Consider the following 25,450-nt stretch of genomic DNA (forward strand, 5'->3'; position numbering starts at 1 on the left):
CTCTATGTTATCAATGTTTACATATCTGCTCCCTCATGTGATCAATGTCAACATCATCAAACGCGCCCTATCATCACGGCAATCTGCGCCAGGCTCTGCTCGAAGCCGCACTCACCATTCTCGAGCGCGATGGCGAGGCGGGGCTGGGCCTGCGCGACCTGGCCCGCGCGGTGGGCGTCTCGGCGGCGGCGCCTTATCGGCATTTCGACAGCCGGGCGGCTTTGCTCGAGGCCCTGGCTGTCACCGGCTTCCAGCGTTTCACCGCGGCGATGGAGGCCATACCCCCGACCAATCCGCCCGATCTGATGGCGGCCATGGGCAAGACCTATGTGCTGTTCGCGCTCGACAATGCCAATCTGTTCCGGCTGATGTTCTCGCCCCAGCTCAAAAAGGATGGCCGCCCCGGCCTGCGCATGGCCGCCGACGCGGCCTTCGACACGCTGCGCCATATCAGCGGCGGCGACACCAAAACCGGCCGCATCACGGCGCTCGCCGCCTGGGCGCGGGTGCATGGGCTGGCGGTGCTGCTGCTGGATGGCCAGATCGCCATTCGCGCCGGGGAAGACACTGAAGCCCTGATCGCCGAGATCGTCGAACACCTCTAACACTTGCCCCAACGCCGCTGCCCGTCTAAACCGGGCGTCGGAAAATTTCCTCACCGGCGGACCCCCTTCATGTCCCATTCCCGTTTTGACGTCCTCACCATCGGCAATGCGATTGTCGACATCATCGCGCCGGTCGAGGCGGGATTTATCGAACGCGAAGGCATGAGCGAGGGCATCATGCACCTGATCGATACCGATCGGGCCGAGGACCTCTATGGCAAGATGCCGCTGACGCGGCAGCAGATTTCGGGCGGATCGGCCGCCAATACCGCCGCCGGCGTCGCCTCGCTGGGTGGCCGCGCCGCCTTTGTCGGCAAGGTGGCCGATGATCCGCTGGGCGATGTGTTTGAAAGCGATCTGGACGCCATCGGCGTGCATTACAGCACCAGCCGCCTCAAGAATGGCGCGCTGACGGCCCGCTCGATGATCTTCCTCAGCGAAGATGGCGAGCGCACCATGAACACGTATCTCGGCGCTTGCCACCAATTGACCGAGGCCGATATCCGCCCCGACGAGATCGGCGCCGCCGCCATCACCTATATGGAAGGCTTTTTGTGGGACCCGGTGGAAGCCAAGAAGGCCTTCGTGCTGGCGGCCCACTACGCGCACAAGAATGAGCGCGCCGCGGCCTTTACGCTGAGCGACCCGTTCTGTGTCGACCGCTACCGCGCCGAATTCCTGGACCTGATCCGCTCCAAGACCATCGACTACGTCTTTGCCAATGTGCATGAGCTCAAATCGCTGTACCAGACCGATGATCTGGGCGAAGCGGTGCGCGAAATCGCCAAGGATGCCGAGCTGGCCGCCATCACCATGGGCGCCGACGGAGCCATGGCGATCTACAATGGCGAGATCACTTCGGTGCCGGCCTTCCCCGTCGACAAGGTGGTGGACGCCACCGGCGCGGGCGATCTGTTTGCCTCGGGGTTCCTGCTCGGCATGGCGCGCGGGCAGACCATGGAATCAGCGCTCAAGACCGGGTGCCTCGCGGCATCGGAAGTGATCAGCCATATCGGCGCACGGCCGCTGGTAGAGTTGACGGGACTGGCCGAAGCGCACGGACTGGCGGGGTAGTTAGCGCCCCAGTTCTGCCCGCGTTTCATCCAGCGCTGCCGCCGTCTCGCCGGTCGGCTTGAATTCCAGGCCGATATAGCCGGCATAGCCATTGGCGGCGAGCCAATCGAGACTCTGCTTCAGCGGCAGCCCACCCGTGCCCGGCTGGTTGCGGCCGGGGTGGTCGGCGACGTGGATATGGGCGATGCGCTCGACCCGGCCGGCCAGCACGTCCTGGGGGACTTCGCCCATCACCATGGAATGGTAGAGATCGTAGAGCAGGGCGATTTCGGGACGATTGACCGCCTCGACGATGTCGAGCCCTTCAGCGGTCGAATGCAGGTAATAGCCGGCGTGGTCGACCAGGGTGTTGAGGGGCTCAAGCGCCAGCTGCACGCCAGAGCCCTTGAACACATCGGCCGAGCGCGCCATGGCTTCCACCAACGCATCATGCTGGCTCTCGCGGGATATGCCCTCTAGGAGCGGGCCGGCCTGGGCGATCATCACCTTGGTGCCCAAGCGCTGGGCGACGGCAAGGCTTTGCGCCAGCCCCTCGAGGAAGCGGTTGTGGTCACCGGTGCGGGTCAGTTCGGCAAAGGGCTCGGCGACGATCCCCGCCAATGCCAGCCCGGTCTGGCCCAGCGCGTCTTCAATGGCGTTGAGGTCCTTGTTGGACCACAGCCAGAATTCCACGGCATCCATGCCTGAGACCTTGGCCAGGTGAATGCGCTGCGCCACATCGGCCGTTTCCGGCACGAAGAGCATGTCGATACAGGCCGAATAGCCCTTCATGCCAGCCGCGTGCCGCTGTTCATTTCATTGAGAATACCCAAGGCTGCAGCCTTGGGATCGGGCGCCGCGATGATCGGACGGCCGACTACCAGATGCGTCGCGCCCAGGGCCAAAGCCTCGCCCGGCGCCATGACCCGCTTTTGATCGCCCAGGGCCGTGCCGGCCGGGCGAATGCCGGGGGTGACGATGAACATCTTGTGCCCCAGAATAGTGCGCACCATTTCGGCCTCGTGCGGGGAGGTCACCACTCCACCAATGCCCGCATCGCGCGCCTGCTGCGCCCGCAGGGCCACCAGCCCTGCCGCATCGCGGGCATAGCCGGCATCTTTCACATCGGCATCGTCCATCGAGGTCAGCACGGTGACGCCGAGCACGCAGAGATCCGAACCCTTGGCGGCCTTGGCAGCAGCCTGCATGGTCTTGGGGTAGGCGTGCACGGTCAGCATGGTCGCGCCGGTTTCGGCAATGGCGGCGACGCCTTTTTCGACCGTGTTGTCGATATCGAGCAGCTTGAGGTCGAAAAAGACTTTCTTGCCGGCCTTGAGCAGGTCGCGGCCCAGCGCGTAGCCGTCGGCGCCATAAAAGCACTGATAGCCGATCTTGTAGAAATCCACGCTATCGCCCAGCAGGGAGACGATTTCCTCGGCGCGCGCGCGTGACGAAACGTCGAGGCCCACGATTAACTGGCCAGTCATGGTGTTTCCCTCCGATGTCGCTATTGCTGTGGCGTTAACGCAAATCCGGCTGCGCCGCAAGCCTCAGCGCTGATGCCAGCCTTGGGCGATATCCTCGATACGGGTCCATTCGCTGTGCAATTGGCTGCCGGCAAGGTCGAACACAAAGCCATTGCCGCCGCCCGGGCCCGCGTGGCCCTGATCTTCGGCGCGGCTGATGGCGCGGCCAGCAACATGGCATTTGAGCAATGTGCCCACCGCGCCATGGCCGCAAAACACCACTGGCCCATCCCCCGATACGCCGGCCAATGCCGTGTCGACGGCGTCCACGATACGAGCCTGGGCGTCGATCGCCCGCTCCCAGCCATCCACGCTGGTGTCTGGCTCACCAAAGAAGCGGTCGGCGGTGGCCTCGAACAGCTCGGGTGGCAGGAAGCCGGTGGCGCTGCGATCATTCTCGCCCATGGCGTGTTCACAGACGATGACGCTGCCGGTGACAGCGGCGATGATCTCGGCCAGCTCCACGGCCTTGCGCTCGCTGCTGGAAAAGATCGGCGCGCCGGACGGGATCACACCACGGGCGGCAAAAGCCTCGGCGCGGCGCCTGCCCTCCTCCGACAGGCCCCAGAGCGGCACCGGCACATTGGGGTCCATTCTGACCTGCGGATGGGTCACGTAGAGCGCCAGCATGGTTCAGCCCCGCGAAAAATGGGTCAGTTCCCTAACCATGCTGTCGACCTTGCGGATGATGGCGGGCTCGCTGGGCGCGCCGGCCTCGTCAAAGGCTTCGCTGGCCGGCCCGATGCCCAGGAGGGTCGGCACCACCAGGGCGCCCACCTTGGTCAGCGATTCGCGCAAATGGCTGAGGCCCCAGATGGTGCCATATTTGCCCGAGCTGACCCCGCCAATGCCGAATATGGCGTGCTGGAACGGGCTGGGGCGCTGGCGGCTGACCCAGGCCAGCGTGTTGATGATCAGTGGGGAGGCCCCGCCATTATATTCGGGGCTGGCGATGAAGATAATGTCATGGCTGCGCCACAGCTCGGCCAGGCGCACCGCGGCTTCGGGCACATTGTCGGGCTCCAGATCCTCATTGAAGATTGGCATGTCGAAATCAGCGAGATTGAGCGCCGTGACGTTGACACCGGCCTCTTCGAGCTTGCGGCCGATATGAGCCTGCAACAGGCGATTATACGATCCGGTGCGGATGGAGCCGGAAAGGGTAAGGGCGGTCGGCATGGTTGGGGGAGTTCCTGCTGCGGTTCGGCAAGTCTGCCTGCGCGCCCTCGCTTCGGCAAGAGCCGGACTTGACTCCCTAGCGGCATCGCGCTTAACTTAAGCAAATGCTTTACTAATAGGGAGAGACATCGTGGCCACCAATATCTTCATCAACCTGCCCGTCGCCGATCTGGAGGCGTCCAAGGCGTTTTTCGGCAAGCTGGGGTTCAGCTTCAATCCGCAATTCACCGATGAGACGGCGGCGGCCATGGTGATCGAGGAAAACATTTTCTCCATGCTGCTGACCCATGAAAAGTTCAAGCAGTTCACGCCCAAGGTGATCGCCGACGCCAAGATCTCAAGCGAAGTGCTGATCGCCATTTCCCGCGACGGCCGGGAGGCGGTGGGCGAGCTGTTCGACAAGGCGATAGCGGCCGGCGGCACCGAAGTGCGTCCCGGCGATGATTACGGCTTCATGGTCAGCAAGGCTTTTGCCGATCTGGATGGCCATATCTGGGAGGTGGTGTGGATGGACCCGAACTATGTGCAGGGGTGAGGGCTCGCGCCGCACCTTCTTCCCCTCTCCCCTTGTGGGAGAGGGACCGACCTGACGCGTTCAGCGGAAGGTCAGGGTGAGGGGTACTGCGCTCGCCTATGCCAGAAGTTCAGAAGAAAGAGACCCCTCATCCGCCCTTCGGGCACCTTCTCCCACAAGGGGAGAAGGGTGGACCGTGGCTCCCGGCCTTCGTGCCCCGGCCTGCGCCGGGGTGACACGCGTTAGGGGAGTGCTCGGCGTGCCCCCCTAAGCCTCGAACATCTTCTTGAGCTTGTCGAAGAACCCACCCGAGGTCGGGCTGTTCTCTTCGGTCTCGAGCCGGGCGAATTCTTCGAGCAGTTCGCGCTGTTTGCGGCTCAGGGCCTGCGGCGTTTCGATATCGAGCTGCACATAGAGATCGCCGACATCCTTACTGCGCAGCACCGGCATGCCCTTGCCCTTGAGGCGGACGCGCTGGCCGGGCTGGGTGCCGGCGGCGACCTTGACCTTGGCGCGGGTGGCGTCGAGCGTGGGCACTTCGAATTCCCCGCCCAGGGCGGCAGTGGTCATGGCGATGGGGACGCGGGCGTAAAGATCGGCCCCGTCGCGCTGGAACAGCTCATGCGGGCGGATCGAGATGAAGATGTAGAGATCGCCCGGCGGGCCACCGCGCAAGCCCGCTTCGCCCTCATTGGCGAGGCGGATGCGGGTGCCGTCCTCGATGCCCTTTGGGATATCGACCGAGAGCTTGCGATTTTCCTGGCGCCGGCCCTGGCCACCGCAATCGGTGCAGGGCTGGTCCATCATCTGGCCGCGGCCCTGGCAGACCGGGCAGGTACGTTCAATGGTGAAAAAGCCCTGGGCCGCGCGCACCTTGCCATGGCCATTGCACTGGCGGCAGGTATGGGTGCCGGTGCCCGGCTTGGCGCCCGAACCATCGCAGGTGGTGCAGCCCACCAAAGTGGGCACGTCGATTTCGACGGTGCGGCCGGCAAAGCTTTCTTCGAGGCTGATTTCAAGATTATAGCGCAGGTCGGCGCCGCGCAGCTTGGCGGCGCCACCCCCGCCCCCGCCGCGGCGGCCTCCGCCCATGAAGTCGCCAAAGATGTCCTCGAAAATATCGGACATGGAGGAATTGAAATCGCTGCCGAAACCGGGGCCGGGACCACGCCCGCCGCCATTTTCGAAGGCGGCATGGCCGAACCGGTCATAGGCGGCGCGCTTCTGGCCGTCCTTGAGCGTGTCGTAGGCCTCGTTGATTTCCTTGAACTTGGCCTCGGCGTCGGCATTGCCGGGATTGCGATCGGGGTGATGCTGCATGGCGAGCTTGCGATAGGCACTTTTCAGCGCTGCATCGTCGGCGCCCTTGGCCACGCCAAGCACCTCATAGAAATCCCGTTTGGCCAAGAAACAACTCCGAATGCATTTTGGGGGCGCATACGCCCCTGATCAAACCAGCCCCACGTCTCGCCCTAGATGGCAATCGACCCCGCTCCCCGCAAGGGGCTGGGGTCGGTTAACGGGCAAAACCATCGCCGCCGCTCTTAGCAAGCGACGGCGGGCGGTTCAACATTGCTGATTCGGCGGATGTTCAGGCGATCACCCGCGCCGGTCGGACATGAAGGCCTTGCTCAGCGCATCGGCGGCGTCGCCCTGGGCGAACAGCGCCTTGGTGACCAGCACGCCCAGCCCGAAAAAGCCCTGCGTTACCCCGTCATAAACCCAGCAATTGACCGGCACATGGGCGGCTTCCAGAGCTTCGGCCAAAGCCTCGCCTTCCGAGCGCAGCGGATCGATCTCGGCCAGCACGATCGTGGCCGGGGCCACGCCGCGCCAATCGTCGCGGGCGACCAGATCAATGCGCTGGTCCTTGATGGATTCGGCATCCTCGAACAGGTGCCGGAAGCGCCAGCGCATGGCAGCCAGCCCGATCGGGCGGACCCGGAGCGTGGCGCCATAGGAGGCGGTGGTCAGATCGCTGCCGGCGATGGGATGGATCAGCAATTGGTGCAGCGGCTGGGTGACGCGCTCCTTGCGGGCGCGCAATGCCACATTGGCTGCAAGGTTGGCACCGGCATCCTCGCCGGCAATCGCCAGCCGGCGTGGGTCCCCGCCCAGCTCGCGCGCCTTGGCAATCAGCCAGCGCCAGGACGCCCAGGCATCGTCATGGGCGGCGGGAAATTTGTGCTCGGGCGCGAGGCGATAGGCCACCGAGACCACAATGGCGCCGGTGCGCCGCGCCAGGGCACGGGCCGAGGCATCGTGCGTATCGAGGTCGCCGGTGACAAAGCCACCGCCGTGGAAATAGAGGATCATCGGATTGAGCCGGCTGAGTAGGCCCAAGGGGCGATAGAGGCGCGCAGGCAGGCTCGTGTCCTCGCCGGTCTCGACGGCAATATCCTCGGCAGTCACGCCATCATCGGCGGCTTCGCGGGTCTGCAAGGCCAGAATGCCGGCTATGGCATCGGCAGCCTTGGGCTGGCGCCTTGCCGAGGCGGGCGTTGCCTGTTCCAGCGGTCGCGCGCCGAGTTCGGCCAGGGCGTCGAGCACATGCTTCATATCGGTATCGAGCCGGCTCATCGGATCGCCACCGATCAATTCGGCAATGCGCCCGATCGTGTCGGCCTGGTGGGCCGGCTCAGGAATATTCGCGCTGGAATCGCTCATCGAGCCACCTCGTTTCTAAACTGGCTCTGTTTGATCCCCCTATTCGGCCGGGATTTAGGCCCAATCGTGCTGTTTTTGCGGCGGGTGATTCACGTGAAACGGAATCGCACCACAGCCACCGGCCAGCACCAGTTCATCGGGGCAAAACAAAAGGGCCCGGCTTGCGCCGGGCCCCCTCGATTCATTCAAACCGGACTTAAGCCGATTTCTTGTCGTCGTCGTCCTTGACCTCTTCGAAGTCGGCGTCGACGACATCGTCTTCGTCCTCATCGGCGGTGCCATTGGCCTTGGCTTCGGCTTCTGCCTGGCTGGCCTTGTACATGGCTTCGCCCAGCTTCATCGAGGCCTCGGCCAAAGCCGCGGTCTTTTCCTTGATCGCTTCGCCGTCCTCGCCGTCGATCACGCCCTTGAGGTCGGTGATCGCGGTTTCGATGGCGGTCTTGTCCTCGGCCGAAACCTTGTCGCCATATTCCTTGAGCGACTTTTCGGTCGAGTGGATCAGGCTTTCGCCCTGGTTCTTGGCTTCCACAGCTTCGCGCTTGGCCTTGTCGGCCTCGGCATTCTGCTCGGCTTCCTTGACCATCTTTTCGATGTCGGCGTCGCTGAGGCCACCCGAAGCCTGGATGCGGATCTGCTGCTCCTTGCCGGTGCCCTTGTCCTTGGCTGAAACCTGCACGATGCCGTTGGCATCGATGTCGAAGGTCACTTCGATCTGCGGCACGCCACGCGGTGCGGGCGGAATGCCGGTCAGGTCGAAATTGCCGAGCAGCTTGTTGTTGGCGGCCATTTCGCGTTCACCCTGGAACACGCGGATGGTCACGGCCGACTGGCTGTCCTCGGCGGTCGAGAAGGTCTGGCTCTTCTTGGTCGGAATGGTCGTGTTGCGATCGATCAGGCGGGTGAAGACGCCACCCAGCGTTTCGATGCCGAGCGACAATGGCGTCACGTCGAGCAGCAGCACGTCCTTGACGTCGCCCTGCAGCACGCCGGCCTGGATGGCCGCGCCGAGCGCCACGACTTCGTCCGGGTTGACACCCTTGTGGGGTTCCTTGCCGAACAACTGCTTGACCACTTCCTGCACCTTGGGCATGCGGCTCATGCCACCGACCAGCACGACTTCGTCGATCTGGGCTGCGGTCAGGCCGGCATCCTTGAGCGCCTGCTTGCAGGGCTCGACGGTCTTCTGGATCAGGTCATCGACCAGCGATTCGAACTTGGAACGGCTCAGCTTGAGCGTCAGATGCTTGGGGCCCGACGCGTCTGCCGTGATGAAGGGCAGGTTGATTTCGGTCTGGGTCGAAGCCGACAGCTCGATCTTGGCCTTTTCGGCAGCTTCCTTGAGGCGCTGCAGAGCGAGCTTGTCATTGCGCAGGTCGATGCCCTGCTCTTTCTTGAACTCGTCGGCAAAGTAATCGACCAGACGCATGTCGAAGTCTTCGCCGCCCAGGAACGTGTCGCCATTGGTCGACTTCACTTCGAACACGCCATCGCCGATTTCCAGCACCGACACGTCGAACGTGCCGCCGCCAAGGTCATAGACGGCGATCGTACCGGCGGCCTTCTTGTCGAGGCCATAGGCGAGCGCGGCAGCCGTGGGTTCGTTGATGATGCGCAGCACTTCAAGCCCGGCAATGCGGCCGGCATCCTTGGTGGCCTGGCGCTGGCTGTCGTTGAAGTAGGCGGGAACCGTGATCACAGCCTGGGTAACATTTTCACCCAGATAGGATTCGGCGGTTTCCTTCATCTTCTGCAGGATCATGGCCGAAACCTGCGAGGGCGAATACTTTTCGCCCGAGGCTTCCACCCACGCATCGCCATTGTCCGCCTTCACGATCTTGAAGGGGACCAGATTCTTGTCCTTGGCAACGACGCCATCGTCAAAGCGGCGCCCGATCAGGCGCTTGACGGCAAACAGCGTGCCTTCGGGATTGGTGACCGCCTGGCGCTTGGCCGGCTGGCCGACAAGACGTTCGCCATCCTTACTGAAGGCGACCATCGAGGGGGTGGTGCGGGCCCCTTCCGCGTTTTCGATGACCTTGGGATTGGCGCCGTCCATCACTGCAACGCAGCTATTGGTGGTGCCCAGATCGATACCGATAACTTTAGCCATTACTCTAGCCTCTCTTTCAGCAAACCCATTGAGGAGCCCTCCTTGCGAAGCAGCCCCGTGGCCGCGCAGGCCGGGTTCCTTGCAACTGGAATGTGCCCATTGCTGGGCCTTGGGCGTATATAGGGGGGTGAGCATGGCGCTTCAAGCGCGCAGAGCCCGGATTTGCCTTGGGTTTGATTCATTGTTGTACGCGGCCCGACAGGTGCGCGGCGCCGTTCCCGCCGCGCTGCCATGATCGGGCCAGCCAATTAGTCGGTCAGCGTATATTCGTCCAGCGTGCAGATATCGACTTCGTTCACCTCGAGCGTAGCGCCTTCGCCGGTCTCGAAGCGGAAATCATAGAGGCACTGGTCCGAGCCGTCGCCAATGCTTACCGTGCCCTGCATGCCCGCTTCCAGCGTACCATCGGGGCCCAACAGGTCCTCGCCCCAGTTATTTTCGGCGCTGGGCGTGGTGTAGAAATAATGCAGCGATTGCGAGCTGGCATTGATCAGCGTGAATTCGACATTCTGCGCCAGGGCCGGCGCTGCGCCGCCCACAAGGGCCAGGGCGGCAAGACCGCCCTTGAGAAGATTATGCATGGATTGTCCCCAAACCGGCCGTCTGCTGCGGCCGGGCGAGATAGATGGCACGCGGACGTGCCGCCGCCAAGCGCAATTCCATGGCGCTGGTGAACGTGGCCCCCCTTGCCCGGACAGCCCCGGGCAAGGCAGTCTCATCGCGGTTCATTTGAGGAGTTGCTGCCATGCCGATCGCCATCACCCCCCAGGACGTGCTGATCGTCGTCGACATGCAATATGACTTCCTGCCCGGCGGCAATCTGGCGGTGACCGGCGGCGACGAGATCGTGCCGTTGATCAATACGCTGGCCAGAAAATTCACCAATGTCGTGCTGACCCAGGACTGGCACCCGGCCAATCACATTTCCTTTGCCAGCAATCATCCCGGCAAAGCTCCGTTCGAGACCATCGAGCTGCCCTATGGGACCCAGGTGCTCTGGCCCGACCATTGCGTCTGGATGAGCCACGGCGCGCAGATTTCGGCCGATCTCGACATCCCCCAGGCGCAGCTGATCATCCGCAAGGGCTATAATCCCCGGATCGACAGCTATTCCGGCTTCCAGGAAGCCGACCGCGAAACGCTGACGGGCCTGGCCGGTTATCTGAACGAGCGCGATGTGGACCGGCTCTATATGGTCGGCCTCGCCACCGATTTCTGCGTCGGCTGGACCGCCATTGATGGCGCCGCCGCGGGCTATGATGTGACAATCATCGAGGACGCCACCCGGGCGATCGACAATGCCGGGAGCCTGGAACGGGCCTGGGCCGATATGGCAGAGGCCGGCGTGGAACGGGTGCTGAGCAAGGATATTCTGGGGTAGCGCCGAGCGCTCCGAACGCCATGTCCGGCCGTGTTGGAACGGGATCTCCGTCCTTCTCCTCCCCAAACAACAAGGGCGCCATTGCTGGCGCCCCTAGATTGGTGAGGTGGCGTTAAGCCGTCAAACGCTCTTATCCACCGTTTCGTCGGCCGGGGCGTGGCTGGGGCCGCCTTTGGCGACGCCGACCATGGCGGGGCGCAGCACGCGGTCGCCGATGGCAAAGCCCGCCTGCACGACCTGCACGACCGTGCCTTCCGGGCGGCTGGGATCGGGGACTTCGAACATGGCCTGATGCTTGTGCGGATCGAATTTCTGGCCTTCGGCCTCGATCGGCTTGACGCCATGCTTGGCGAGCAGGCGCTGCATTTCGCGCTCGGTCATCTCGATGCCTTCGATCAGGCTCTTGGTGGTCGCATCGCCCGATTCGCGGGCTTCGGGCGGCAGCACCAGCAAGGCCCGGCTCAGCGCGTCGGTGGCCGAGAGCATGTCGCGGGCGAAGCCGGCAATGGCGTAGGAACGCGTGTCGGCGACATCACGCTCGGTGCGCTTGCGCAGGTTTTCCATCTCCGCAATGGTCCGCAACACCCGGTCCTTGAGCTCGGCATTCTCGGCGCGCAGCGCTTCGATCGGATCGATCTCAGGGGTCGCTTCAGGGGTTTCGACTTCGGGCGTTTCGCCATTGGCGGCGTTTTCGTCGCTCATCATGAATTTGGGTTCCGCAAACAGTTCGGGATTTAATCAGCCATATCGGCCAAACATGGCGCTTTTTCAAGCCTTGGGAACGCCGCACTAACGCTTGCGCGCCATCATCGCGGAAATCACATTGGCGGTGTAATCCACTACCGGCACGATGCGGGCATAGTTGAGCCGGGTCGGGCCGATCACCCCCAACACGCCGACCACCTTGTCATTGGCGTCCTTATAGGGGCTCAGGATCACCGAGGAGCCGGAGAGCGAGAACAGCTTGTTCTCCGAGCCGATAAAGATGCGCACGCCCTGCGCCTTTTCGGCGTCACCCAGGAGGTCCAGCAAGCCATCCTTGCTTTCGAGCTCGTCGAAGAGCTGCCGCATCCGCGCCAGATCGTCCGAGGCCATGGCATCATTGATCAAATTGGCCCGGCCGCGCACGATCACCGTGGGCTGGCTCGAGGCCGAGGGCTGGCTGAGCGTGGCTATGCCGGCATCGACCAGTTTTTGCGTCAGTTCATCGAGTTCGGCCCGTTGTTCGGCGCGTTGCTCGGCCAAGACCTTGCGCGCCTCGGCAATGGTACGGCCGACCACGTGATGGGCGAGATAATTGCTGGCCTGGGTCAAGGTGCTGGCGGCAAGGCCCGGCGGCAGGTCCATGATGCGGTTTTCCACCTGCCCGTCCTGCCCCACCAGCACGGCCATGGCGCGGCTGGCGTCGAGCCGCACAAATTCGATATGGCGCAGCACCATGTCGGCCTTGGCGGCGATCACCACCCCTGCCCCCTGGCTGAGGCCACTCAAAAGCTGGCTGGCCTCGGTCAGAAAATCCTCGACCTGGCCCTGCCGTCCTTCGATATGGCTGGCAATCTGGCTGCGCTCGCGTTCATCCACCGCGCCCACTTCGAGCATGGCATCGACGAAAAACCGCAGGCCTTCCTGGGTCGGGGCGCGGCCGGCTGAGGTATGCGGGGCCGCGATCAGCCCCAGATCTTCGAGGTCGGCCATGACATTGCGCACCGAGGCGGGGGACAGCCCCACCTGCAGCATGCGGCTGAGATCGCGCGAACCCACCGGCATGCCGGTATCGAGATAGCGCTCGACGATCTTCTTGAAGATGTCCTGGCTACGGGCATTGAGGACGCTGAGAAAGTCTTCCGGGGGCTTTGTCATGAGAAAAGATTCAAATTATCCCTTTAACCCTGAGCTCTCATTTAAGGGCATTGCTGCCTCCCGCCAAGCGTCCGCGACTTGTGAGCGAGGCCCATCAGGGTTAAGAGGCGGTTAACAGCCCTTTTCTTTGACTTGTCTTCAGGTGATTTGCCCATGCGGCCTTCCGGACGTGAGCCCAACCAGATGCGCGCCGTAACCATCGAGCGCGGCGTCGCCCAAAAGGCGGAAGGCTCGTGCCTCGTCAGCTTCGGCAATACCAAGGTGCTGGTAACGGCATCGGTGGAGACCAGCATTCCCAGCTGGCTACGCGGCAAGGGCCAGGGCTGGGTTACCGCCGAATATGGCATGCTGCCCCGCGCCACCGGCAGCCGCACCCGCCGCGAGGCGACCGCCGGCAAGCAATCGGGCCGCACCCAGGAAATCCAGCGCCTCATTGGCCGCTCGCTGCGTGCGGTGGTCGACCTGCAATTGCTGGGCGAAAACCAGATTACCGTCGATTGCGATGTGCTCGAAGCCGATGGCGGCACCCGCACCGCCTCGATCACCGGCGCCTATATCGCGCTGGCCGATGCGCTGAGCTGGATGGGCGAGCGCAAGCTGACCAAAGGCAATGCGCTGCGCGAATCGGTGGCTGCGGTCTCCTGCGGCATCTATCGCGGCGCTCCCGTGCTGGATCTCGATTATCTCGAGGACGTCGAAGCCCATACCGACGCCAATTTCGTCATGACCGGCTCGGGCAAGTTCGTCGAAATCCAGGGCACGGCCGAACAGGTCCCCTTCAGCCGCGACGAGCTCAATGCGCTCATGGCGCTGGCCGAACAGGGCATTGGCGAACTGACCCTGCTCCAACAAGCGGCGCTCGCCTCATGATCGGCTGGATTCTCAAAAAACTCACCGGCAATCAGCCCGCCCCCGAGCCCATCCGCTCCACGCCGGGCGAAAATTGCGCCCTCTGGCATGATGTGAGCCGCGCGCTCGATCAATCGGCCCGTGCCGCCAGCGAACGCAAGGCCAAGGGGGCAGCACGATGACCTCGATACCCCGCCTGCGCGATGGCGACCGCCTGGTTTTGGCCTCCCACAACAAGGGCAAGCTGGTCGAATTCCAGGAATTGTTCGAGCCCTTTGGCCTCGAAATCATTTCGGCGGCCGAGCTCGACCTGCCCGAGCCCGAGGAAACCGGCACCACCTTTGCCGAAAATGCGCGCATCAAGGCCCATGCCGCCGCCCAGGCTTCGGGCATGCTGGCGCTGAGCGATGATTCGGGGCTCTGCGTCGATGCGCTGGGCGGCGATCCCGGCGTCTATACGGCCGATTGGGCCGGCATGCCGCGCAATTTCGAGCATGCCATGAAGCGCGTCGAAGATGCCTTGCAGGCGGCCAATGCCACTTCGCCCAACCAGCGCCGCGGCTATTTCAATGCCACGCTATGCCTCGCCCATCCCGATGGCCGCGATGAACTTTTCGTCGGCCGCTGCGATGGCACCCTGGTCTGGCCGCCGCGCGGCGAGCGCGGTCATGGCTATGATCCGGTTTTCATGCCCGATGGCTATGACATCACCTTTGGGCAGATGGCGGCCGAAGCCAAGCATAGCTGGGCCCCCGGCCAGCAGGGCCTCAGCCACCGCGCCCGTGCCTTTTCGAAATTCGTCGAGGACCAGATTGCCAAGGACTGACCGCATCATGTGGCAGCCATTATTGGGAGCAGGGAATGCCGCAATCCAGCAATGACCTGTTCGGCGTCTATGTGCATTGGCCGTTCTGCGCGTCCAAATGCCCCTATTGCGACTTCAACAGCCATGTCCATCGCGGCCCCTTTGACGAGGAAGGCTATGTCGCGGCCTATGAGCGCGAAATCGCCCATGCCGCCGAGCTGGCGCCTGGCCGGGTCGTCCAATCGGTGTTTTTCGGCGGCGGCACGCCCTCGCTGATGAGCCCCTGGGCCACCGGCAAGATCATTGACGCCATTGCCAAGCATTGGACCGTCGAGCGCCATGCCGAGATCACGCTCGAAGCCAATCCGACCAGCGTCGAAGTCGACCGTTTCAAGGGGTTCCGCACCGCCGGGGTCAACCGCGTCTCGCTGGGCGTGCAATCTTTGCGCGACAAGCCGCTGGCTGAACTGGGCCGCCGCCACACGGTGGACGAAGCCATTACGGCGGTGCGTATCGCCCAATCGGTATTCGAGCGCTCGAGCTTCGATCTGATCTATGCGCGTCCCCATCAGACGCTGGAAGATTGGGAAGACGAGCTCAAGGAAGCGCTCTGGATGGCGCGCGGCCATATCAGCCTCTACCAGCTGACCATCGAGCAGGGCACGCGCTATTTCGACCTGCACAAGGCCGGCAAGCTCAAGATGCCGGACGAGGATCTCTCGGCCGATTTCTATGAGCTGACCCAGGAATTGACCGCTGCCGCCGGCCTGCCCGCCTACGAGATTTCCAACCACGCCCGCCCCGGCCAGGAAAGCCAGCACAATATGCTCTATTGGCGCTATGGCGAATATGCCGGCATTGGTCCGGGCGCCCATGGTCGGTTGATGATCAACAATCAGCGCCACGCCACTGCGGCTGAAAAAATGCCCTTCGACTGGCAGAAAAAGGTCAATGCGGCCGGCCACGGCATGGTGGTGGACGATGTGCTGACCTGGGAAGAGCAAGGCGACGAATTCCTCGTCATGGGCCTGCGGCTCAAGGAAGGCATTTCCCCGTCTCGCTTCACCGCCATTTCCGGCCGCAAGATCAACCAGCGGCAGATTGATGACTTGAAGGGCTATGGGTTTGTCGAGACGCTGCCCAATGGCAATATCCGCGTGACGGACCGGGGCTGGCCCGTGCTGGATGCCGTAGTGGCGGATCTGGCGGCCTAGAGTTTTACGCCGTCAATCGTCACCGCGCCGCCCGGCGCGAGCTTTTTGATCACCAGCCCATATTCGCTGCGGCCATTGCCCAGGAAGCGGAATATCCCGTCGCGCCCGTTGAAGCCCGATGCGGCCAGCATCAGGCTCGGATTATAGGGCGGGTTGGCCATGGACAGCGTGTTCACATTGGCGAGGATCGTTGCCGTATAGGCGATGGTCGATAGCGGATGCGGCTGGGTGCCGAACCGGGCCTGGTATTCGCCGGCAATGGCATTGAGCCCGCCATCGTCGACGCTGGGATAGACCGCCCCGCTCAGTGACGGGGATTGCAATATCGCCATGTCGCCCTGCCAATCGGCCGAGCCGACCAGCAGCACCCGGCCGGGCGTCACTCCGGCTTGCTGCAAGGCCGCGGCAAAACCCGGTGCACTGGCCCGATCGGGCAAAAAGAGCGTATCGATCACCCCGCTCTGGATCAGCGGGAGCGCCTGGCTGATGACCTGCGGCACTTCCCCGGCGCCAGAAAATCCATAAACCGCCTGCGGCTGATAGCCCGCCGCGGCCGCCTGTTGGCGGAACGCGGCCTGTTGCGCCTGCCCGAATTCGGTATTGGGGAAAATCCCGGCAATGCCGCGACGGCCCTGCGTCCGCACATAGGCCAGGGAGCGTTTCATCTCGGCATCCGGCAAGACGCTCAAGAGGTACACGCCGGGGCTGGCGGCATCGGGATTGTTGGAAAACCCGATCAGCGGCAGCCCGGCCGAGCGCGCCACCGCGCCCGCCGCCGTCACCTGATCGGCTCGCAATGGCCCCAGGATCAGCTTGGCGCCATCCGTCACCGCCGCACTGGCAGCGCTGGTCGCGCCCTCGATGCTGGTGCCGGTATCGCGCAGGGTGATGGTGATGTTCTCGGCAATATTGGGATTGGCCTCGATAAAGCTGATGGCGAGCTTGCTGGCATTGGCCAGCGCCATGCCCACCGAGGCCGTGCCGGGGTCCCCGCTCAACGGCAGCAGCAAGGCCACTTTGACCGGCCCGCGCCCGAAGCTCTCGGATGGGCCGGTCGCCACCGGCATGGGCATCATGCTGCCCTGCTGCATCGGAATGGGTTGGCCTTGTGGCGGGCTCGAGTCACCAAAGGGAAAGCTGAAGCTGCGCGAACCGATCTGGTATTCGCCCGGAGTGCAGGAGGACACGGCGAGCAGCGCCGCACTCAGCAGCGCCAGCCGGATTCGTCGCGTGGATGGTTTGACAATGCCCACCCCATGCCCTCGAATTGATAGCAATCGGTTAACATCTTGCGCCGATATCGTTAACTCGGCGTCAATGACGTGCGACAAGGCAAAGCCATGACCGAACCCTCCTCCGGCTATTTCATCGCCGGCACCGCCTTCGCCGCCCCGCCTCTCGCCCCAGGCCTTTATGTCGTGGCGACGCCGATCGGCAATCTGCGCGATATCACCATCCGCGCGCTGGAAACCCTCGCCGCGGCCTCGGTCGTGCTGTGCGAGGACACCCGCATGTCCGCCCGCCTGCTCGACCATTACGGCATCAAGGGCCGCCGCGTGGCGCTGCATGAGCATAATGAACGCGCCAAGGCCGACGATATCGTCGCCCGCGTCGCTGCAGGCCAGGCCATAGCGCTGATTTCCGACGCCGGCACGCCGCTGCTGTCCGATCCCGGCTTTCCGCTGATCCGCGCTTTGGCCGAAGCCAATCTGCCGGTTTTTCCCATTCCTGGCGCTTCGGCCCTGCTTTCGGCGCTGGTGGTGGCGGGCCTGCCCACCGATGCCTTTGCCTTTCACGGCTTTTTGCCCAACAAGGCCGGCGCCCGCGCCAATGCCATGACCGCGCTTAAGGATTCACGTGAAACTTTGGTGTTTTACGAAAGCCCCCGCCGGCTCGATGACACGCTGGCGGCCATGGCCGAAATCTTTGGCGAGCGGCAGGCGGCGGTGGCGTTGGAGCTGACCAAACGCTTCGAGCGCGTCCATCGCGGCACCCTGCCCGTTCTCGCTGTCGAATTTGCTGATACCGAAACCAAGGGCGAAGCCGTCATCGTCGTTGCCGGCGCGGCCGAAGCTAGCGCCCCCGATGCTGCCGACTGGCAAGCCGACCTCGTGGCCGAAATGGACAAGCACCCCCTGCGGGCTGCAGTGGACGAAGTGACAAAAAAATACGGGCTCAAGCGCAAGGAAGTCTACGATGCCGCCCTCGCCCTTAAAGCCGAAAAGTAAGGCGCGCCTCAAAGCTCATCTGGGCGGTCATCGCGGCGAGGCGCTGGCCGCGTTTTTCCTGCGGCTCAAGCTCTACCGGATCGTGGAGACCCGCTACAAAACTCCGGTCGGAGAAATCGACCTCATCGCCGAGCGCTTCGGCGTGACGGTCTTTGTCGAGGTCAAAACGCGCAATAAAGCCAGCGCCCATGCCGAGGCCCTGGCGGCAGTCAATCAAGCGCGCATCGCGCGGGCCGCCGAATATTGGCTCAGCCGCCATCCGGCCAAGGCCCATACCGACCTGCGCTTTGACGTAATTTTCCTTGCACCCCGCACATGGCCGCGCCATTTGGTGAATGCGTTCAACGCGACCTGATAGGATCGCGCCTGGAACTCAAGAATCAAACAAGGGCCAACAGCATGCTCAAAGTCGCCGTCCAGATGGACCATGTCGCCAGTATCAATCCACGCGGGGATTCCACCTTCGCCATGATGCTGGAGGCGCAGGAGCGCGGGCACCAATTGCTGCATTATACGCCCGACAGCCTGGCGCTGCGCGGCAATGTGGTTTCGGCGCTGGCCGCCCCGATCACCGTGATCGACAAGCCCAAGGGCGAGCATTTCACCCTGGGCGAAGCGGCGCGCATTGATCTCTCCACCCAGGACGTGGTGCTGATGCGCCAGGACCCGCCCTTTGACATGAACTATATCACGCTCACGCATCTGCTTGAGCGCATCCACCCCAAGACGCTGGTGGTCAATCCGCCCGCCGCCGTGCGCAATGCGCCCGAAAAAATCCTGGTCACCGATTTCCCCGAGCTGATGCCGCCGACCCTGGTGACGCGCGACCGCAGCCAGATCCACGAATTCCGCAAGGAGCATGGCAATATCATCGTCAAGCCGCTCTACGGCAATGGCGGGGCCGGCGTCTTCTTCATCCAGGAGGGCGACCACAATCTGGCGAGCCTCCTCGAATTGTTCGAAGCCAATTACCGCGAACCTTTCATGATCCAGAAATACCTGCCGGATGTGCGCAAGGGCGATAAACGCATCATCATCATCGATGGCGAGCCCGTGGCCGGTCTCAACCGCATTCCCGCCGATGGCGAGGCGCGCTCCAATATGCATGTCGGCGGCCGCCCCGAACTTTCTCCGCTCACCGAGCGCGAGAAGGAAATCTGTGCTGCGATTGCCCCCGCTCTAAAGGCGCGAGAAATGATCTTTGTGGGCATCGACGTCATCGGCGACTACCTTACCGAAATCAACGTCACCTCCCCCACCGGCATCCGCGAAATCAAACGCTTCGGCGGCCCCGACATAGCCGTGATGATCTGGGACGCGATCGAGAAGCGGCGGTAGTTTTTCAGCTCAACCATTGCCGAACTATGGCTTGGCCTAATTCTTGGAGGTAAGCGATGGCCAGGCCGATACTATTCACTCAAACGCGCTGGATGCCATGGCAGAGCGGCAGCTTGATCCGGCCTGGGTGGAGTTGACGGTTTTCGGGCCCCATTGGCAGGAAGCTGACCCGAGCAGTCCCGATGTCATTCGCCGCTTCCGCGCTATTCCCGAGCGGGGCGGCCGCTACCTTCGCGTGGCGCTTGTGGAAACTTCGGCAGAAATCCGTATACTTTCGGCGTTCCTTGATCGCCGCGCGAGGCCCAAATGAAGCCGACCGTCACCTATGACCGCGAAGCCAACGCCGCCTATATCCGCTTTTCGCCCGAACCCATCGAGGAGAGCGAAGAGGTTTCGGAAGGCATCGTGCTGGACTATGACGCCGACGGGCGCATTGTCGGCATGGAAGTGCTGGACGCCCGTGCCCACCTGTCGCCCGATCTGCTCGACAAGGTCGCCTGACGCAGGACTGGCCCCCGCCCCTCTAACCCGCTAATGCTGGTGGCGAGAAGCGGGGGACCGGCCGGCAATGCCCACAACGACATTCTTCGTCGCCTTTGCGACCCTGTTTGCCACTGTGGGCGTGGCTGACATCGCCTTTATCTTCGCGGCGCTGACCAAGCATAATACGGCCAAGCAGCGCTTTGCCTTTGCCACGCGCGGCGTGATTATTGCCGGGTTGATCCTGCTGCTGTTCGGCGTTTTGGGCAGCGCGATTCTCGAGGTGTTCGGCATCACCATTCCGGCCTTGCGCACGGCCGGTGGTCTGCTGCTGTTTTTGATCGCCATCGACATGGTGTTCGCCCGCCATTCGGGCGGCACCGGCACCACCGATGAGGAAGAGGTCGAGGCCCGGCAGCGCGAGGATATTGCCGTTTTCCCGCTGGCCATGCCGCTGCTGGCCGGCCCCGGCGCTATTTCGGCGGTGATCCTGCTCACCACCGGCACCAAGACCGATCTCGAATTCTGGGCCGTGCTGGTCGCCATCGTGGTGATTCTGTTCCTCGCCTGGCTGACGCTGCTGGTCGCTATCCCCATCCAGCGCCTGCTGGGCGTTACGGGCCTAGCCGTGGTGTCGCGCGTCGTCGGCATTCTGCTGGCGGCTTTGGCGGTGCAATTCGTCTTTGACGGGGTCAAGGCCAGCGGCCTGCTCGGCGGCTAGAATTTTCGTAAAATTGCTATGTTAATCAAGTCTTAACACGGGTCTTGACCCTGCCGAACTTGGGGCGCACCTATCCCTCAAGACCTTGAATGAGGCGGAGGGGCTTATGCGTATCACCGCGGCAATCGTCTTGCTGATCTTTGCCATTATCGGCTCCGGCGCGGCCGGCATTGCCGCCACGCAGACATCGCCATCCCAGCTCAGCACGGTGCAATAAAAAACGGCCGGCGTGAGCCGACCGTTCGACATTTCAGCAAGGCAAACCTGGCCCTATTTCTTGGCCACATTGCCGGTGCTGCCGGCGCCCAGACCCGTCACGGGCTTGGCCGCAGCGACCTTGTCCTTTTTGGGTTTCTTGGCTTCCTTATTGCTGCGCATTTGTCCTTTGGCCATCGAATGGTCCTCCTCTAGTCGGGCGCCCGCCCGCAATTACATGGGTGAGGCTAATCCTGCCCCAAGAGGCTGGCAAGGCCCGCAATTATTTGGCGTAGCCGCACCGCCCGGTCGGTAGCAGCGCCGCAATGGCGCGCGGATCGCAACCGGTCGAGAGGAAGGTCAGCCAGTCGTTCTGGTTGCCGTAAAACGCATTGCGATCCACTTCCCCGCGCACGCCACGCACCACCCCGGTCTGGGTCCACTGCCAGAAGGTCCAAGTGCGGTTGTGATAGCGCTCATGCGGCTCGGCGGCGGTCGAGCGCAGCCAGAATGCATTGGGGAAATATTCGCCTTCCAGAATATCGCGGTGGAAATTCATGTCGGTATAGATGATCGGCAGCTTGCCGGTATGGCGCTCCATGGCGTCCAGCATGACGCGGATCTTTTCCAGCGCATCGGCCCGGCTCGGCTTGTTCTTGCAGCTCGAATGATTGTTCCATTCCAGATCGAGCACCGGCGGCAGCGCATCAGGATCATTGGGTACATTGGCGATGAACCAGGCCGCCTGCTCGGAGGCCAGCGAACACCAGGTCATGAAGTGATAGGCGCCGCGCGGCATGCCGGACTGGCGCGCCCGCTCCCAGTTCACCCGGAAATTGGGGTCGACATAATCCTTGCCCTCGGTCGCCTTCATGAAGACGAAATGGATGCCGGCGCCAAAAGCGGCCGGGAAGTCCACATTCTCCTGATAGCGCGCCACGTCGATCCCCTGGATCGGCATATTGCGGGCGCGGTCGACGCCCTTATGCGGGCGATTGTCACCGGGAATGGCGCCGTACAGCCCTCCGCCGGTGGAACAGGCAGCCAGGATGAACACGACGGCCGCAGCCAGCGAGGTCTTGGCGATGGCGGAAAACGAGAAGAATGGCCGGCTGGCGGTCATTGGGCGGAACTCTATGCAACAAACAAATCTGGCCTTTGATTCAACATGGCGCGGTTAATGGAGGATTAGGGTAACCAGTGTGGCAGCGCGCATGGTTAATGAGCCATATTCTGTTCGCCAAACGTTCTTGTCGGCCAATGGGAGTCCTGCTAGGCTTGCCATGGGTTTAGGGGAGCTTGAGGCATGGTTACCCGCGTTGCGACCGTGGCGTTTCAGGGCATTGAGGCCGTGCCGGTCGATGTGCAGGTGCAGATCGCGCCGGTCGATGTGCAGGTGCAGATCGCGCCGGGCGTGCCGAAATTTCTCATGGTTGGGCTGCCCGACAAGGCGGTCAAGGAATCCAGCGAACGCGTCCATGCTGCGCTGATCGCCTCGGGCCTGGGCCTGCCGCCCAAGCGCATCACCATCAATCTGGCACCGGCCGACCTGCCCAAGGAAGGCAGCCATTACGATCTGCCCATCGCGCTCGGCCTGATGGCCGCCATGGGCGCCATCCCGCAGGATGCGCTGGATGGTTTTCTGGTGCTGGGCGAACTGGGCCTGGATGGACGGCTGGCCTCGGTCAGCGGTGTGCTGCCGGCCGCCATTGCCGCGCAAAGCCGCGATCTGGGGATTATCTGCCCCGCGCCCTCCGGTCCCGAAGCGGCCTGGGCCGGCGAGGGCATCGATATCATTGCCGCCGAGAGTCTGCTGGCGCTGGTCAATCACCTGACCGGCCGGCAATTGGCGGCGCGGCCGCAACCACGCAAATATCTGCCCAATGGGGCGCTGCCTGACCTGAGCGAAGTGCGCGGCCAACAGGTGGCGCGGCGGGCGCTCGAAGTGGCGGCGGCGGGTGGGCATAATATGCTGATGATCGGCCCGCCCGGCGCCGGAAAATCCATGCTGGCGGCGCGCCTGCCCTCCATCCTGCCGCCGCTCAACCCGCGCGAATTGCTCGATATTTCCATGATCCAGTCCATTGCCGGGGAATTGGCCGGCGGCGCCATTTCCGACCGGCGGCCGTTCCGCGCGCCCCATCACTCGGCCTCCATGGCGGCTTTGGTCGGTGGTGGCTTGCGCGTGCGGCCGGGGGAAGTGAGTCTGGCGCATAATGGCGTGCTGTTTCTCGACGAATTGCCCGAATTTGCGCCCCAGGTACTCGATAGCCTGCGCCAGCCGCTTGAAAGCGGCGAGACGGTGATTGCCCGCGCCAATGCGCGCGTCAATTATCCAAGCCGGGTACAGCTGATCGCGGCGATGAATCCGTGCAAATGCGGCATGGCCGGCACGCCGGGCCATACCTGCAAGCGCGGCGCGGCCTGTGCCGGCGATTATCAGGCGCGGGTGTCCGGCCCATTCCTTGATCGCATCGATATCCGCATCGACGTGCCCGCTGTCACCGCCGCCGATATGATCGCCCCATCCAATGCGGGTGAAAGCTCCAATATTGTCGCCCAACGCGTCCATACGGCGCGCGAACGGCAGCGCGAGCGCTTCCTCGAACATGGTGCGCCCGACATTTTCACCAATGCCGCCGCCGGCCCGACGCTGATCGAAAAGCTGGTCAATCCCGACCGGGAGAGCCAAGCGCTGTTGTTGCAGGCGGCCGAGCGGTTCAATCTTTCCGCCCGCGCCTATCATCGCGTGCTCAAGGTCGCTCGCACGCTGGCCGATCTGGCCGGGGTCGATCGCGTCGCCCGCCCGCACATCGCCGAAGCATTGAGCTATCGCGTCAATATGGGACTGGCATGATGGCCCATCGCATTTCCGCCGGCGCGTTGGTGCTGCGCGATAATAAGATCCTGCTGGTCCGCCATTTTCGCCCCGGCATCCATGATTTCTGGGTGCCACCGGGCGGTGGCGTCGAAGGCGAAGAGGAATTGTTGGCCGCCGCCGAGCGGGAGACATTTGAGGAAACCGGGCTGCGCGTGCGCGCCGGCGCCATGGCCTATATCGATGAATTGTTCGATGACAGCGAGCGCATGATCAAGTTCTGGTTCCTGGCCGATTACGTCTCGGGCGAACTCGACATCACCGCCAATCCGGCCGCGGGGGAATCCATCTCCGAAGCGGGCTGGTTCGCCCGCGACAAGCTGCCCAAGGCTCATGTCTTTATCGGTCCGGCCGATGGCCAATTCTGGGAGGACCTCAAGACCGGCTTCCCCGCGCCGATCAAACTCCCGCTGCGGCGACTGCTTTTTTAGCCAGGGTCTTTGTGGCTTTCGGCTCTAGCCCTCCCTCCCCCTTGAGGGGAGGGCCGGGGTGGGGGTCGTTGTGACTCTTGCGCTGAAGCCCGCTGACCCCCACCCTCATTCCCTCCCCTCAAGGGGGAGGGAGGCGACGGGCCGCCGTCATCTCGACTTTAGCCGCGACGCTGAAGCGTGCCTGTGCATAAGCCTGTGGACAAATGTTCCACGTGAATCACGGCTCACCGCACGCCCGTATAACCGCCGGGTACGCCGCGCGGCGACAGGACCACCTGCCAGAGGCTGATATTGCGGGCGCGGAACAGGGCGGCGAAGACGTTGAGATAATAGCGCCACATCCGGTAGAAGCGCTCGTCATACTGGTCTTTCAGCTGCGGCCAGGCCGCGACGAAGCGCTCATGCCAGGCCATCAGCGTCTTGTCGTAATCGGCGCCGAAATTGTGCCAGTCCTCCATCACGAACAGGCCCTCGATGGCTTTGCCGATCTGGGCGATGGAGGGCAGCATGCCATTGGGGAAAATGTATTTTTCGCTCCACGGATCGCCATGGCTGGTCGAGCTGTGGCCGCCGATCGTGTGCAGCAGCATCAGGCCATCCGGCGCCAACAGGCTCGCCGCCTTTTCGAAATAGGCTCGGTAATTCTTGTAGCCGACATGCTCGAACATGCCGATCGAGATGATACGATCGAATTTTCCGTCCAGCGCCTGATAATCGAGCAATTTGGTCTCGACTGGCAGGTGGGCCGTGCGTTCATTGGCCAAAGCCGCCTGTTCCTTGGAGACGGTAACGCCCACCCCCGACACGCCATAGCGCTCGGCGGCAAATTGCAGAAAACCGCCCCAACCTGAGCCGATATCGAGAATGCGCATGCCCGGCTCAAGCCCCACCTTGCGGCAGATCAGGTCGAGCTTGGCTTCCTGGGCGGCATCGAGATCCCCGGCATTATGCCAATAGCCGCAGGAATAGATCATGCGCTTGTCGAGCATGGCAGCGTAGAGATCATTGCCGATATCGTAATGCTTCTCGCCCACTTCGGTGACGCGCAGGCGCTGCATATTGAGCAGCTTGCCCTTGAGCACGCTGCCGATCAGCGCCAGGTCCTTGGGGAAATTGTCCTGGATATTGGCGGTGATCAGCTTGAACAGAAACTGGTCGAGCGCTTCGGCATCCCACCAGCCATCCATGTAACTTTCGCCTAGGCCCAAAGTGCCCTGACTGAGCACGCGGCCATAGAGGCGTTCATTGTGCACCTGCACGTCCCAGGGGCGAGAACCCCCGATCTCGATCTCCGTGCGGGCCAATTGGGTTTGCACGAAACGCTTCGCAGTATCTGACATGACAAACGGCATGAAAAATGGAAGGAAGCCTTAGCCTATATCCATCGTCGTTTACCGATCAATGGTTTTCTCGAGC

General features: G+C 63.0%; 29 protein-coding genes. 15 read left to right on the plus strand and 14 right to left on the minus strand.

The annotated features are described in order from the left end of the window. The first annotated feature begins 44 nt into the window (after positions 1-44). Both ACI3KW_RS14745 and ACI3KW_RS14750 read left to right on the plus strand, forming a co-directional pair. The gene (locus ACI3KW_RS14745; protein WP_404848696.1) at positions 45-605 is read left to right on the plus strand and encodes a TetR/AcrR family transcriptional regulator; all 561 of its coding nucleotides are present in this window, start codon (positions 45-47) and stop codon (positions 603-605) included. Between the two features lie 69 nt (positions 606-674). Then, positions 675-1,679, plus strand: coding sequence for an adenosine kinase (locus tag ACI3KW_RS14750; RefSeq protein ID WP_404848697.1), 1,005 nt, complete (start codon positions 675-677; stop codon positions 1,677-1,679). Here ACI3KW_RS14750 and ACI3KW_RS14755 read toward each other — a convergent pair whose 3' ends face one another. From ACI3KW_RS14755 to ACI3KW_RS14770, 4 genes are all read right to left on the minus strand, one after another. Then, positions 1,680-2,450, minus strand: coding sequence for a TIM barrel protein (locus ACI3KW_RS14755; protein ID WP_404848698.1), 771 nt, complete (start codon positions 2,448-2,450; stop codon positions 1,680-1,682). After that, positions 2,447-3,145: an orotidine-5'-phosphate decarboxylase gene (gene pyrF, locus ACI3KW_RS14760; protein ID WP_113120556.1), complete on the minus strand. Its 699-nt coding sequence runs from the start codon at positions 3,143-3,145 to the stop codon at positions 2,447-2,449. The genes ACI3KW_RS14755 and pyrF overlap by 4 nt, the downstream gene beginning before the upstream one ends. 63 nt (positions 3,146-3,208) lie before the next feature. Then, on the minus strand, positions 3,209-3,814 hold the full coding sequence (locus ACI3KW_RS14765; RefSeq protein ID WP_404848699.1) for a histidine phosphatase family protein: 606 nt from the start codon (positions 3,812-3,814) through the stop codon (positions 3,209-3,211). Positions 3,815-3,817: 3 nt separating this feature from the next. Next, a complete protein-coding gene (locus ACI3KW_RS14770; RefSeq protein WP_404848700.1) occupies positions 3,818-4,363 on the minus strand; it encodes an NADPH-dependent FMN reductase in 546 nt (181 codons plus the stop codon). Between the two features lie 130 nt (positions 4,364-4,493). On the opposite strand from ACI3KW_RS14770, the gene ACI3KW_RS14775 reads away from it, so the two are divergent. Further along, positions 4,494-4,898 (plus strand): VOC family protein, encoded by a 405-nt coding sequence (locus tag ACI3KW_RS14775; protein WP_404848701.1) that lies wholly within the window; start codon positions 4,494-4,496, stop codon positions 4,896-4,898. A 246-nt stretch (positions 4,899-5,144) separates the two neighbouring features. Here the strand turns inward: ACI3KW_RS14775 and dnaJ are convergent, their stop codons facing one another. The 4 genes from dnaJ to ACI3KW_RS14795 all read right to left on the minus strand — a co-directional run bounded on the left by dnaJ (position 5,145) and on the right by ACI3KW_RS14795 (position 10,235). After that, positions 5,145-6,284, minus strand: a complete 1,140-nt coding sequence (dnaJ, locus tag ACI3KW_RS14780) for a molecular chaperone DnaJ (protein ID WP_113120552.1) — start codon at positions 6,282-6,284, stop codon at positions 5,145-5,147. 192 nt (positions 6,285-6,476) lie between these two features. Then, a complete protein-coding gene (locus tag ACI3KW_RS14785; protein ID WP_404848702.1) occupies positions 6,477-7,544 on the minus strand; it encodes an alpha/beta hydrolase in 1,068 nt (355 codons plus the stop codon). Positions 7,545-7,740: 196 nt separating this feature from the next. Further along, positions 7,741-9,654 (minus strand): molecular chaperone DnaK, encoded by a 1,914-nt coding sequence (gene dnaK, locus ACI3KW_RS14790; RefSeq protein WP_404848703.1) that lies wholly within the window; start codon positions 9,652-9,654, stop codon positions 7,741-7,743. 248 nt (positions 9,655-9,902) lie between these two features. After that, entirely contained in the window at positions 9,903-10,235 is a 333-nt protein-coding gene (locus ACI3KW_RS14795) for a hypothetical protein (protein WP_113120549.1), read from the minus strand. Between the two features lie 164 nt (positions 10,236-10,399). On the opposite strand from ACI3KW_RS14795, the gene pncA reads away from it, so the two are divergent. Next, positions 10,400-11,035 (plus strand): bifunctional nicotinamidase/pyrazinamidase, encoded by a 636-nt coding sequence (pncA, locus tag ACI3KW_RS14800; RefSeq protein WP_404848704.1) that lies wholly within the window; start codon positions 10,400-10,402, stop codon positions 11,033-11,035. Between the two features lie 120 nt (positions 11,036-11,155). Here the strand turns inward: pncA and grpE are convergent, their stop codons facing one another. After that, positions 11,156-11,737 carry a nucleotide exchange factor GrpE gene (grpE, locus tag ACI3KW_RS14805; protein ID WP_035099450.1) on the minus strand — a complete coding sequence of 194 codons (582 nt, stop codon included), beginning with the start codon at positions 11,735-11,737 and terminating at the stop codon, positions 11,156-11,158. 87 nt (positions 11,738-11,824) lie between these two features. Next, complete coding sequence (hrcA, locus tag ACI3KW_RS14810; protein WP_404848705.1) at positions 11,825-12,895, minus strand: heat-inducible transcriptional repressor HrcA; 1,071 nt, start codon at positions 12,893-12,895, stop codon at positions 11,825-11,827. Between the two features lie 153 nt (positions 12,896-13,048). On the opposite strand from hrcA, the gene rph reads away from it, so the two are divergent. The 4 genes from rph to hemW are packed head-to-tail and all read left to right on the plus strand — an operon-like array spanning position 13,049 to position 15,763. After that, positions 13,049-13,765 carry a ribonuclease PH gene (gene rph / locus ACI3KW_RS14815; protein ID WP_404848706.1) on the plus strand — a complete coding sequence of 239 codons (717 nt, stop codon included), beginning with the start codon at positions 13,049-13,051 and terminating at the stop codon, positions 13,763-13,765. Then, positions 13,762-13,926: a hypothetical protein gene (locus ACI3KW_RS14820; RefSeq protein ID WP_162740092.1), complete on the plus strand. Its 165-nt coding sequence runs from the start codon at positions 13,762-13,764 to the stop codon at positions 13,924-13,926. Before rph ends, ACI3KW_RS14820 begins: the two co-directional genes overlap by 4 nt. Further along, positions 13,923-14,570, plus strand: a complete 648-nt coding sequence (locus ACI3KW_RS14825) for a non-canonical purine NTP pyrophosphatase (protein WP_113120544.1) — start codon at positions 13,923-13,925, stop codon at positions 14,568-14,570. The genes ACI3KW_RS14820 and ACI3KW_RS14825 overlap by 4 nt, the downstream gene beginning before the upstream one ends. Positions 14,571-14,605: 35 nt before the next feature. Beyond that, positions 14,606-15,763 (plus strand): radical SAM family heme chaperone HemW, encoded by a 1,158-nt coding sequence (gene hemW, locus ACI3KW_RS14830; protein ID WP_404848707.1) that lies wholly within the window; start codon positions 14,606-14,608, stop codon positions 15,761-15,763. Here the strand turns inward: hemW and ACI3KW_RS14835 are convergent. Beyond that, complete coding sequence (locus tag ACI3KW_RS14835) at positions 15,760-17,016, minus strand: penicillin-binding protein activator (protein ID WP_404848708.1); 1,257 nt, start codon at positions 17,014-17,016, stop codon at positions 15,760-15,762. The genes hemW and ACI3KW_RS14835 overlap by 4 nt on opposite strands. A gap of 87 nt (positions 17,017-17,103) precedes the next feature. Between ACI3KW_RS14835 and rsmI the strand changes: the two genes are divergently transcribed. The 5 genes from rsmI to ACI3KW_RS14860 all read left to right on the plus strand — a co-directional run bounded on the left by rsmI (position 17,104) and on the right by ACI3KW_RS14860 (position 20,530). Further along, positions 17,104-17,991 carry a 16S rRNA (cytidine(1402)-2'-O)-methyltransferase gene (gene rsmI, locus ACI3KW_RS14840; RefSeq protein WP_404848709.1) on the plus strand — a complete coding sequence of 296 codons (888 nt, stop codon included), beginning with the start codon at positions 17,104-17,106 and terminating at the stop codon, positions 17,989-17,991. Then, positions 17,960-18,346 carry a YraN family protein gene (locus ACI3KW_RS14845; RefSeq protein ID WP_404848710.1) on the plus strand — a complete coding sequence of 129 codons (387 nt, stop codon included), beginning with the start codon at positions 17,960-17,962 and terminating at the stop codon, positions 18,344-18,346. The genes rsmI and ACI3KW_RS14845 overlap by 32 nt, the downstream gene beginning before the upstream one ends. Before the next feature lie 44 nt (positions 18,347-18,390). Continuing rightward, positions 18,391-19,329, plus strand: a complete 939-nt coding sequence (gene gshB, locus ACI3KW_RS14850) for a glutathione synthase (protein WP_404848711.1) — start codon at positions 18,391-18,393, stop codon at positions 19,327-19,329. A 306-nt stretch (positions 19,330-19,635) separates the two neighbouring features. Next, the gene (locus ACI3KW_RS14855; protein ID WP_284394127.1) at positions 19,636-19,830 is read left to right on the plus strand and encodes a DUF2283 domain-containing protein; all 195 of its coding nucleotides are present in this window, start codon (positions 19,636-19,638) and stop codon (positions 19,828-19,830) included. Between the two features lie 67 nt (positions 19,831-19,897). Then, positions 19,898-20,530 (plus strand): MarC family protein, encoded by a 633-nt coding sequence (locus ACI3KW_RS14860; RefSeq protein ID WP_113120574.1) that lies wholly within the window; start codon positions 19,898-19,900, stop codon positions 20,528-20,530. Positions 20,531-20,800: 270 nt separating this feature from the next. Here the strand turns inward: ACI3KW_RS14860 and ACI3KW_RS14865 are convergent, their stop codons facing one another. After that, a complete protein-coding gene (locus ACI3KW_RS14865) occupies positions 20,801-20,923 on the minus strand; it encodes a hypothetical protein (RefSeq protein ID WP_404848712.1) in 123 nt (40 codons plus the stop codon). An 85-nt stretch (positions 20,924-21,008) separates the two neighbouring features. After that, positions 21,009-21,848, minus strand: a complete 840-nt coding sequence (locus ACI3KW_RS14870) for a GH25 family lysozyme (RefSeq protein ID WP_404848713.1) — start codon at positions 21,846-21,848, stop codon at positions 21,009-21,011. A gap of 183 nt (positions 21,849-22,031) precedes the next feature. On the opposite strand from ACI3KW_RS14870, the gene ACI3KW_RS14875 reads away from it, so the two are divergent. Both ACI3KW_RS14875 and ACI3KW_RS14880 read left to right on the plus strand, forming a co-directional pair. Next, positions 22,032-23,582, plus strand: coding sequence for a YifB family Mg chelatase-like AAA ATPase (locus ACI3KW_RS14875; protein ID WP_404848714.1), 1,551 nt, complete (start codon positions 22,032-22,034; stop codon positions 23,580-23,582). Continuing rightward, positions 23,582-24,034, plus strand: a complete 453-nt coding sequence (locus ACI3KW_RS14880) for an NUDIX domain-containing protein (protein ID WP_404848715.1) — start codon at positions 23,582-23,584, stop codon at positions 24,032-24,034. The genes ACI3KW_RS14875 and ACI3KW_RS14880 overlap by 1 nt, the downstream gene beginning before the upstream one ends. A 224-nt stretch (positions 24,035-24,258) precedes the next feature. On the opposite strand, the gene cfa is transcribed toward ACI3KW_RS14880, so the two are convergent. After that, positions 24,259-25,374, minus strand: a complete 1,116-nt coding sequence (gene cfa, locus ACI3KW_RS14885) for a cyclopropane fatty acyl phospholipid synthase (RefSeq protein ID WP_404848716.1) — start codon at positions 25,372-25,374, stop codon at positions 24,259-24,261. Positions 25,375-25,450: the final 76 nt, after the last annotated feature.

The organism is Devosia sp. ZW T5_3 (genome assembly GCF_044987315.1).
Classification (GTDB): Bacteria; Pseudomonadota; Alphaproteobacteria; order Rhizobiales; family Devosiaceae; genus Devosia.